The following is a 9993-nucleotide window of genomic DNA, read 5'->3' on the forward strand; positions in this document are numbered from 1 at the left end:
CCGCGCTGTTGAGCACGATCCGGCAGGCCCGCTGCTCCCACAGCTCGACCGGCTTGCTGCGGTGCTGGCCGGTGTGCCCGAAACCGAGGCGGCGCAGGGCGTCCCGCAGCCCGGGGCCGGTCGTGCCGTCGACGGCCAGCTCGGTGAAGGCGTGCCCGGCCAGCTCGGGGGCCGGGGGCAGCTCGTCGAGCGCGCGCAGCGAGCGCATGGCGTCGACCGCGGTCCGGTACGGGTCGGCCTGCCGGAACACGTCGTTGAACACCTCGAGCGACAGCGGCCCCGCGTAGCCCGCGGCCCGGCACAGCGCCACGAACCGGGGCAGGTCGAAGGCGCCTTGCCCGGGGAAGAGCCGGTGGTGCCGGCTCCACTGCAGCACGTCCATGCGCAGCCGCGGGGCGTCGGCGAGCTGGACGAAGAAGATCTTGCCCGGCGTGATCCCCGCGATGCCCGCCGGGTCCGGGTCGCGCGACAGGACGTGGAAGGAGTCGAGGCAGAGCCCGAGCGCCGGGTGCCCGGCCCGCCGCACGATGCGCCACGCGTGCTCCCAGGTGGAGACGTGCCGGCCCCAGGCGAGCGCCTCGTAGGCGACGCGGATCCCGTGCGCCGCCGCCCGGTCGGCGAGCAGGGCGAGCTGCTCGGCCGCGAGGTCGTCGTCGGCGCCGGTGTCCGGCGACACCGACGAGCAGACCAGCAGCGTGCGGGCCCCGAGCCCGGTCATGACGGCGAACTTGTGCTCCGCGCGGGCCAGGTTCGCCGCCAGGAGCGCGGGCGGCACCGCCTCGAAGTCGCGGAACGGCTGGTAGAGGTCGATCCGCAGGCCCAGATCGGCGCAGCGGGCGCGGATCTCGGCGGGGGAGCGGGGCGACACGACGAGGTCGTTCTCGAAGAGCTCGATGCCGTCGAACCCGGCGGCCGCCGCGGCGGCGAGCTTGTCGTCGAGCGTGCCGGAGAGGCACACCGTCGCGATGCCGCGGGTCACGGCCGCAGGTACCGCGTGAGCAGGTCCCCGAGCATCTCGCGGTAGTGCGCGCGGCGGGCCGGGTCGAGCAGGTCGCGGCCGAACAGCGCCCCGAAGGTGTGCCGGTTGGCGACCCGGAAGAAGCAGAACGAGCTGATCAGCATGTGCACGTCGAGGGCGTCCACGCCGGAGCGGAAGACCCCCTCGCGCCGGCCGCGCTCCAGGACGCCGTGCAGCAGGCCGACGGCGGAGCTGTTCGCCCCGGCGAGCCGGGCCACGTGCTCGGCGTGCTGGGCGTTCTCGGCGCCGACCAGCTTGACGAAGGCGGGATGGGCCTCGTGGTGCTCGAACGTCACCTCGGCGATGCGGCGCACGGCGGCCACCGGGTCGAGGTGGTCGAGGTCGACGGCGCGCTCGGCGGCGCGGATCTGCGCGTACGCCCGCTCCAGCACCGCCTGGTAGAGCTGCTCCTTGCCGCCGAAGTAGTAGTAGATCATCCGCTTGGTCGTGCGGGTCCGCGCCGCGATCTCGTCGACCCGGGCGCCGCCGTAGCCGCGGTCGGCGAACTCGCCGGTGGCCACGTCCAGGATGTCCGCCCGGGTCCGTTCGGCGTCGCGTTGCCTCTCCACGCTCAGGAGCATCGTTGCCTCCGCACCTCTTGACAGTGACGTGCGCCACATCGGATAACTAACGTACCAGTTCGTACATTGAAATGGGTTGATCTTATGGTGCGGTGTGGCCTGGTCGGTGCGGGGATCGGCGGCTCGCTGTCGCCCGCCTTGCACCGCACGGAGGCGGCGCACCAGGGGATCGACCTCGCCTACACCCTCTTCGACCGGGACGAGGCGCCCGAGGCCGTGCTGGACCTCGCCGAACGCGACGGCTACGCCGGGCTCAACATCACCCATCCGTTCAAGCAGCAGGTCGTCCCGCTGCTCCAAGACCTGTCGCCGCAGGCCCGGGCGATCGGCGCGGTCAACACCGTCGTCTTCCGCGACGGGCTGCGGCACGGCCACAACACCGACGCGTACGGCTTCACCGAGTCGTTCCGGCTGCACCTGCCGGCCGCCGCCACCGGCCACGTCGTGCAGCTGGGCGCGGGCGGTGCCGGGGCCGCCTGCGCGTACGCCCTGCTCGCCCTGGGCGCCGGCCGGCTCACCGTCGTGGACCCGGACGCCGCGCGCCGGACGGCCCTGGCCGCGTCCCCGTTCGCCGCCGGGCGGATCGCCACCGCCGCGCCCGGCGACCTGCCACAGCTCGTCCCGGCCGCCGACGGCGTCGTCAACGCCAGCCCGGTCGGCATGGCCGCCCACCCCGGCTCACCCCTGCCCACCGGCCTGCTCCACCCGGGCCTGTGGGTCGTCGACATCGTCTACCTGCCGGTGGACACCGAGCTGCTGCGCGCCGCCCGGGCGGCCGGCGTGCGGGCGGCCGGCGGCGCGGCGATGTGCGCCTTCCAGGCCGCCGCCGCGTTCGAGCTGTTCACCGGTCGCGCCCCCGGCACCGCCCGGATGCTGCGGCACGTCGCCGACCTCATTGGAGCGCCCCATGCGTACGAGCACCGTCCTCACCCGTGAGCTCCCCGAACCCCCGCCGCTGCGCCGCATGGTGGGCCCCGGCGTCGTCGCCGTCGGCATCGGCATGGCGGCCGGCGAGATCATCCTGTGGCCGTACCTGACCGCGATCGGCGGCCTCGGCCTGCTCTGGCTCGCCTTCACCACCCTGGCCGTGCAGTTCGTCATCAACATGGAGATCGAGCGCTACACCCTCGCCACCGGGCAGACCGCCGTCGCGGGCTTCTCCCGCTGGTGGAAGGGCTGGGGCGTGCTCATCTGCCTGGCCGGCGCCTTCCAGTACGTCTGGCCGGGCTGGGCCACCAGCGGCTCGACCGTCCTCACCTACCTCGTGGGCGGGGGCGACCCGGTCGGGATCACCGTCGGCGTCCTCGTGGCGATCGGCGTCCTCCTGACCTTCTCCAAGGTGATCTACACGACCGTCGAACGGGTCGAGACGGCCAAGGTGGCGCTGACCCTGTTCTTCCTCGCGGTCGTGGTCGTCTTCGTGATCTCGCTGTCCACCTGGGGGGAGGGCGCCCGGGCGACCGTGACCGAGTTCGGGCGCATCCCGGAGGGCATCTCGTTCACGCTCCTGCTCAGCGCGATCGGGGCGGCCGGCGCCGGCGGCGTCCACAACCTGGTCCTGTCCAACTGGATCCGGGACAAGCGCTACGGCATGGGCGCCCACGTGCCGCAGCTGATCTCCCCGGTCACCGGCCGCACCGAGGCCGCCGGTGCCGACCGGTACGCCTTCCCGCCCGGCTCCCAGGACCGCTGGACGGTCTGGTGGCGGCGCGCCAACATCGAGCACCTCGTCACGTTCGTCGCGGTGTGCTTCGTGACCATCGGCGTGATGAGCCTGCTGGCCTACGAGACCCTCTTCGGCCGCGGCGACCTCCAGAACAGCCCCTCGTTCCTGCGCATCCAGGCGGACATCTTCGCGGCCGAGGTGGGCGGCTGGCTCAAGGTGCTCTTCCTCGCCGTCGCGACGGTGTCGCTGTGGGCGGCCGCCATGGGCCTGCTCGACATCATCGGCCGCCTCGCCGCCGACTTCCTGCGCCGCAACTATCTCGCCGGGTCGGCCCGCTGGACCGAGCCCCGGCTCTACCTGACCGTCGTCTGGTCCGAGATCGTGCTGGGCTCGCTGATCCTGCTCGCCGGCTTCACCCAGCCGCTCGGCCTGCTCATCGTCTCCACATGCGCGGCCTCGGTGGTCACGCTGCTCTACTCGATCCTGCTGGTGCGCCTCAACACCCGCGACCTGCCGTCCCCCGTACGCCTGCGGGGCTGGCGCCTCGGCGGCATGCTCGCGGCCATCGCCTTCTACGGCTTCTTCGCCGTCGCCATGGTCGTCACCCAGCTCCAGCGCCTGTGACTCACGCCGGCTCGCAGACCAGGGGGAACTCGGTCTCGGAGCAGGGGCGGTTGCCGAACTCGCGCAGGATGTCCTTGCCGCCCTGGTCGGTGAGGTAGCGCAGGAAGCCCGCCGCGATCGAGTCGGCCGGCAGCTCCCCGTACGTGTAGGCGATCTCCGTCTGCCAGTACGGGTACCTGCCGTCCTCGACGCCGGCCAGCGTGGCGGGCACCTGGCCGATGCGCACCTGGACGACCTGCTCAGCGCCGGCGGCGTTGCTCACCTCGCTCATGCCGAGCGCCCCGGGGACCTCACCGACCGTCTCCAGCAGCGCCCGGGTGCTGTCGGCCTCGCAGCTGCCGGGCTTGTCCCTGCCCAGCGCCGCGCAGTCGGGGGTGGTGGCCGGCGGGACGTCGACGCGCGTGGTGGCGCCCGGCCCGTTGAGGACGCGCTCGACCAGGGCCTGCCGGGTGCCCGAGGTGCTCGAGCGGTTGACCAGGTTGATCGGCAGGTCGGCGCCCTTCACGTCGGACCAGCGGGTGATGCGGCCGGCGTAGATATCGCGGATCTGGGCCGGCGTCAGCGTCCGGACCCGGGCGTCCGGGTTGACCACCAGCGTGTAGAGCGAGTACGCGACGGGCCGGGCCAGCAGCTGCGGGTGCGGGCCCTCCGGCTCGCCGTCGTGGAAGGTGAGGTGGTTCCCGACCCCGGCGGTCCCCAGCTCGCCGGCGTCGTTGCCGACGGCTTCGAGGGCCGTGATGCCGGCGCCGCTGCCCTGGAAGTCCGTGGCGTCGATGCGGGCGCCCTTGGCGGCGCAGAGCCGCTGATAGGTCTCGGCGGCCCGGCGTACGGCGGGCTCGAAGGCGGTGGAACCGTGCAGGTGCAGGGTGCCGCCGACGCAGTCCAGCGGCGGCGGGTCCTGCCTGCCGAACAGCGTCAGGCCCGACTGGGCGAGCACGGCCGTGGTCAGCAGTCCGATGAGGACCAGCGCGGCCCGCGAGGCGAAGGTGTGGCTCTCGGTGCGTCCCGCCCGCAGCCGGGCGAGCAGGCCGGGGCCGCGGCCGGGCATCCGGAGGCGCCGGGCGAGCAGGTCGGCCTCGAACGACGGCGCCTCGAACTCCTTGCCGTCGTCGCCGGCGGTGCGCGCCAGCACGACCATGACCTTGTAGTAGGCGCCGTTGTTGAGCTTCACCTTCGGCAGGCACAGCACGCCGGCGCCGTCGTGCTCCTCCCTGCGGAAGCCGGGCCGCTCCTGGGCGCCGCTGGTGAAGAAGTGCACCAGCGCGTCGTGGCTGTACTCGGTGAGCGCCATGCCGACGACGCGCCGGCCCCGGAAGACCGCCCGCAGGCCGGTCGGGTCGTCGGCCGGGGCCAGGTAGTCGGTCTCGTCGATCTCCATCCAGCCGGCGTTCTCCACCCGGATGAGCACGAAGGACGGATCGCGCAGCTGGGTGTCGCCGTTGGCCCCGATGCGCCGCAGCACCTCGGCGCCGGGCGCGTGCGCGGTGTCCGACGCCCGCGAGTCCATCTGCACGCGGTAGCCGAGCCGCTTGCGCCGGACGACCGCGAACTCCCAGACGAACGCCAGCGCGGGCACGGCGACGCTGAGCAGGGCGATGGTCGTGTTGAGCGTCAGAGTCACCGGGCGGCCCCCGTTCCGCAGCGGAAACCCAGCGTGCACGGTGCCGGGAAACGGGCCGGGGAACGCCCGGTGAACTTCTCAGGCGCAGGCGGTGCCGCCCACGGTGAAGGCGGCCGGGGCGGGGTTGGCGCCGGTGTGGGTGCCGTTGAATCCGAGAGAGACGCTGCCGCCCGGGGCCACGGTCGCGTTGTAGGAGGCGTTGCGCAGGGCGACCGTGGTGCCGGTCTGGGTGGCGGTGGCGTTCCAGGCCTGGCTCACGGTCTGACCGGCGGCGAAGGAGAAGCCGAGGTCCCAGCCGCTCCACGCCGTACTCCCGGTGTTGGTGATCGTGATCGCGGCCGTGAACCCGCTGTTCCACTGGCTGGCCACCGAGTAGGACACCCGGCATCCCGCCGGCGCCGGCTCCTCGGGAGTGCCGCCCAGGGCCTCGGCGACGGCCTGGTAGGCGGGCTTGGCGGCGTAGTTGTCGTCCCACAGCAGCGCCGCGCCCTGGCCGGGGAAGACGCCGGGGATCCAGGAGTACTTGTCGGTGATGCCCCAGACCGTGACGCCCTGGCAGCGGGCGACCGCGAGGCAGTTCGTCACGACCGCGCGGTAGTCGCTCGCCTGCTGGGCGAGCTTCGCCGCGTCGGGCGGGGTGGCCATGCGCACGTCGAGCTCGGTGACGCGGACGTCGACGCCCAGGTCGGCGAAGCGCTGCAGGTTGGCACGCATGTCGCCGGGCACCTGGCCGAGGATGAGGTGCGCCTGGAAGCCGACGCAGTCGATCGGGACGCCCTGGGCCTTGAAGTCGCGGATCAGATTGTAGATCGCGGTGCTCTTCGCGCCGATGTTCTCGATGCTGTAGTCGTTGATGCACAGCTTGGCTCCCGGGTCGGCGGCCCGGGCGGCCCGGAACGCGTCGGCGATCCAGCCGTCCCCGAGCTTGGTCTGGAAGACCGACGTGCGCCGGGACCCGTCGCCGTTGTCCGAGAACGCCTCGTTGACGACGTCCCACGAGCCGGCCTTGCCCGCGAAGTGGCTCGCGACGGTCGTCACGTGGTTCAGCATGGCGGCGCGCAGGGCGGTGGCGTCGAGGGCGGAGACCCAGGACGGCAGCTGGCTGTGCCAGACGAGCGTGTGGCCGTACAGCTCCTTGCCGGTCTGGGCCGCGTAGGCCGCGACCGTGTCGCCGGCGGTGAAGGTGAACTGGCCCTGGACGGGCTCGGTGGCGTCCCACTTCATGGCGTTCTCCGGGACGACCAGATTGAACTCGGTGTCCGCGATGGTCCGGTACGGCGCCTCGGACAGGCGGCCGGGATCCAGGGCGACGCCGATGTCGACGCCCTGGGCGGTGGCGAGCTGGGCGAGTGACGTGGCGGCCGCGGCCGGGGCGGCGGTCAGCGCGACGATCAGGGACGCGGTGGCGAGCAGTGCGGGGAGCCGCATGGCTGTTCCTCCCTCGTGTGGATGCGCTCCCACGACGGTCCCCTATGCCTACCGGCGGCGGTTCGAGCTGTCAATATCGCCGAACATCGATGAATTTGTTGCGGGCTCTTGACGCGCGTGTGACGGGGCGCACACAGTCTTGGGAGCGCTCCCACCCTCCGTCCGACCGGAAAGGCCACCATGCGATCCAGAGCCCTCCGGGCCGGCGGCGCCGTGCTCCTCGGCGCCGGTCTGGTCCTCACCGCCGCTCCACCCGCCTTCGCCGCCGCCGGCTGCAGCGTCACGTACAAGGTGGCCAGCCAGTGGACCGGCGGCTTCACCGGCGACATCGCGATCACGAACACCGGCGACCCGGTCAGCACCTGGTCGCTGGAGTACGACTTCCCCGACGCCGGCCAGCGGGTCACCCAGGGCTGGAGCGGCACCTACTCCCAGAGCGGCGCGCACGTCACCGTGGCCAACGTCGCCTGGAACGGCAGCCTCGGCACCGGGGCGACCGTGAACACCGGCTTCAACGGCACGTTCACCTCGGCGAACCCGCTGCCCACGTCCTTCAGCCTGAACGGCACCCCGTGCACCGGCGCCGCGGCCGCACCCACCGTGGCGATCAGCGCGCCGGCCGCGAACACCCGCTACACCGCGCCCGCCTCGATCCCGATCACCGCCACGGCCGCTGCCTCCGGCGGCCGGACGATCAGCAAGGTCGAGTTCTACCACGACGGACTGCTGCTGGGTACGGACACCAGCGCCCCGTACGCGTACACGTGGACAGGCGTCCCCGCGCAGACGGCGGCCTACCGGGTCCAGGCGGTGTCCTTCGACTCGGCCGGCGTCCGCAGCACCACGGCCGACGTCCCGGTCTACGTCGACGCGTCGGCGAACCCGGCGGTCGTGGCGACCCCGTCGTCGGTGACCGTGGCGCCGGGCGCTTCCAAGCAGGTCGCGGTGAAGCTCTCGAAGGCGCCCACCACAAACGTCACGGTGGCCGTCGCGCGGTCCGCGGGATCCACCGCCGTGACCGCCAGTCCGGCGTCGCTGACCTTCACCACGGCGAACTGGAACACCGCGCAGACGGTCACCGTCGCCGCCACGGCCTCCGCCGCCCTGAACAGCACGGCGACCTTCTCGGCGAGCGGCACCGGCGTCGACACCGCCACGATCAGCGCGTCCGTGCTCGCGGAGAACAGCGCCAGCGCCCGCTTCGCGCAGCTGTACGCCGACCTGAAGAACCCGGCCAACGGCTACTTCAGTCAGGAGGGCGTGCCCTACCACTCGATCGAGACGCTGATCGACGAGGCGCCCGACCACGGGCACGAGACGACCTCCGAGGCGTTCAGCTACTGGCTGTGGCTCGAGGCCGAGCACGGCCAGGTGACGGGGGAGTGGGCGCCGTTCAACACCGCGTGGCAGACGATGGAGAAGTACATCATCCCGTCGCACGCCGACCAGCCCACCAACGACAAGTACGACCCGTCGAAGCCGGCCACCTACGCCGCCGAGTACCCGCAGCCGTCGCAGTACCCGTCGAAGCTCGACCCGTCGGTGAGCGTCGGCCAGGACCCGCTGGCCAACGAGCTGAAGACGACGTACGGGACCTCGGACATCTACGGCATGCACTGGCTGCTCGACGTCGACAACGTGTACGGCTTCGGGCACTGCGGCGACGAGACCACCCGGGTCGTCTCCATCAACACGTTCCAGCGCGGCCCGCAGGAGTCGACGTTCGAGACCGTGCCGCAGCCGTCCTGCGACACGTTCGCCCACGGCGGCCCCAACGGCTATCTCGACCTGTTCACCCAGGACGCCTCGTACGCGAAGCAGTGGAAGTACACCAACGCCCCGGACGCGGACTCCCGTGCCGTGCAGGCGGCCTACTGGGCGTACACGTGGGCCTCGGAGCAGGGCAAGGCGTCCGAGATCTCCGCGGCCGTGGCCAGCGCCGCGAAGATGGGTGACTACCTGCGCTACTCGTTCTACGACAAATACTTCAAGAACCCCGGATGTACGTCCACCTCGTGCGCGGCGGGCACCGGCAAGAGCAGCTCCAACAACCTCATGAGCTGGTACTACGCCTGGGGCGGCGCGACCGACACCAGCGCGGGCTGGGCCTGGCGGATCGGATCCAGCACGAGCCACTTCGGCTACCAGAACCCGATGGCCGCCTGGGTGCTCTCCAACGTCGGCGTCCTCACCCCCAAGTCGGCCACCGCCAAGGCCGACTGGCAGGCCAGCCTCAACCGGCAGCTCGAGTTCTACCGCTGGCTGCAGTCCTCCGAGGGCGCCATCGCGGGCGGCGCCACCAACAGCTGGAACGGCTCCTACCAGGCGCCGCCGGCGGGCACCCCGACGTTCTACGGCCTGTCCTACGTCGAGGCCCCCGTCTACGCCGACCCGCCGTCCAACCGCTGGTTCGGCATGCAGACCTGGTCCCTCGAGCGCCTCGCCGAGTACTACTACCTGACCGGCGACACCAAGGCCAAGACGGTCCTCGACAAGTGGGTCCCGTGGGCGCTCGCCAACACCACGATCGGGGCCACCTCCTTCGCCATCCCGTCCGACCTGGCCTGGACCGGCAAGCCCGACACCTGGAACGCCGCCGCCCCGGGCACCAACTCCGGCCTGCACGTCACCGTCACGAGCACCGGGCAGGACCTGGGCGTGGCGGGCTCGCTCGCCAAGCTGCTCACCTACTACGCCGCCAAGTCCGGCGACGCCGCCGCGAAGACGGCCGCCAAGGGGCTGCTCGACGCGATCTGGGCGTACAAGGACAGCAAGGGCGTCTCGGTCACCGAGACCCGGGCCGACTACAACCGCATGGACGACGTGTACGACGCGGCGACCGGCCAGGGCATCTACATCCCGCCGGGCTGGTCCGGCACGATGCCCAACGGCGACGTCATCAAGCCGGGCGTCTCGTTCCTGGACATCCGCTCCTTCTACAAGAACGACCCCGACTACCCGAAGGTCGACGCGTACCTGAAGGGCGGCCCGGCGCCGACCTTCAATTACCACCGCTTCTGGGCCCAGGTCGACGTGGCCACCGGCTACGCCGACT

The 9993-nt window shown here is 72.0% G+C and carries 7 protein-coding genes; 3 read left to right on the forward strand and 4 right to left on the reverse strand.

Annotated elements, in window-relative coordinates:
* Together RBH18_RS41090 and RBH18_RS41095 are read right to left on the reverse strand one after the other, a co-directional pair.
* The coding region (locus RBH18_RS41090) for a sugar phosphate isomerase/epimerase family protein (RefSeq protein WP_306215930.1) at positions 1–979 on the reverse strand (979 nt) is incomplete at its 3' end.
* Complete coding sequence (locus RBH18_RS41095; protein WP_306215931.1) at positions 976–1587, reverse strand: TetR/AcrR family transcriptional regulator; 612 nt, start codon at positions 1585–1587, stop codon at positions 976–978. The genes RBH18_RS41090 and RBH18_RS41095, both read right to left, overlap by 4 nt.
* A 96-nt stretch (positions 1588–1683) precedes the next feature.
* On the opposite strand from RBH18_RS41095, the gene RBH18_RS41100 reads away from it, so the two are divergent.
* The gene (locus RBH18_RS41100; protein WP_306215932.1) at positions 1684–2535 is read left to right on the forward strand and encodes a shikimate dehydrogenase; all 852 of its coding nucleotides are present in this window, start codon (positions 1684–1686) and stop codon (positions 2533–2535) included.
* Positions 2507–3889: an Nramp family divalent metal transporter gene (locus tag RBH18_RS41105; protein ID WP_306215933.1), complete on the forward strand. Its 1383-nt coding sequence runs from the start codon at positions 2507–2509 to the stop codon at positions 3887–3889. Before RBH18_RS41100 ends, RBH18_RS41105 begins: the two co-directional genes overlap by 29 nt.
* 1 nt (position 3890) lies before the next feature.
* Here the strand turns inward: RBH18_RS41105 and RBH18_RS41110 are convergent, their stop codons facing one another.
* Positions 3891–5510, reverse strand: coding sequence for a PstS family phosphate ABC transporter substrate-binding protein (locus tag RBH18_RS41110; RefSeq protein ID WP_306215934.1), 1620 nt, complete (start codon positions 5508–5510; stop codon positions 3891–3893).
* A 78-nt stretch (positions 5511–5588) separates the two neighbouring features.
* Entirely contained in the window at positions 5589–6938 is a 1350-nt protein-coding gene (locus RBH18_RS41115; protein ID WP_306215935.1) for an endo-1,4-beta-xylanase, read from the reverse strand.
* Between the two features lie 180 nt (positions 6939–7118).
* Here RBH18_RS41115 and RBH18_RS41120 point away from each other — a divergent pair.
* Positions 7119–9993 (forward strand): glycoside hydrolase family 48 protein (locus RBH18_RS41120; protein WP_306215936.1); only part of this gene is annotated, 2875 nt, incomplete at its 3' end.

The sequence above is a fragment of the Actinoplanes oryzae genome (assembly GCF_030757795.1).
In the GTDB taxonomy this organism is placed as follows: Bacteria; Actinomycetota; Actinomycetes; order Mycobacteriales; family Micromonosporaceae; genus Actinoplanes.

Coding starts and splice junctions, on each gene's coding strand:
- RBH18_RS41105 (WP_306215933.1), top strand. CDS start 2,507: ATGCGTACGAGCACCGTCCTCACCCGTGAGCTCCCCGAACCCCCGCCG.
- RBH18_RS41115 (WP_306215935.1), bottom strand. CDS start 6,938: ATGCGGCTCCCCGCACTGCTCGCCACCGCGTCCCTGATCGTCGCGCTG.
- RBH18_RS41100 (WP_306215932.1), top strand. CDS start 1,684: ATGGTGCGGTGTGGCCTGGTCGGTGCGGGGATCGGCGGCTCGCTGTCG.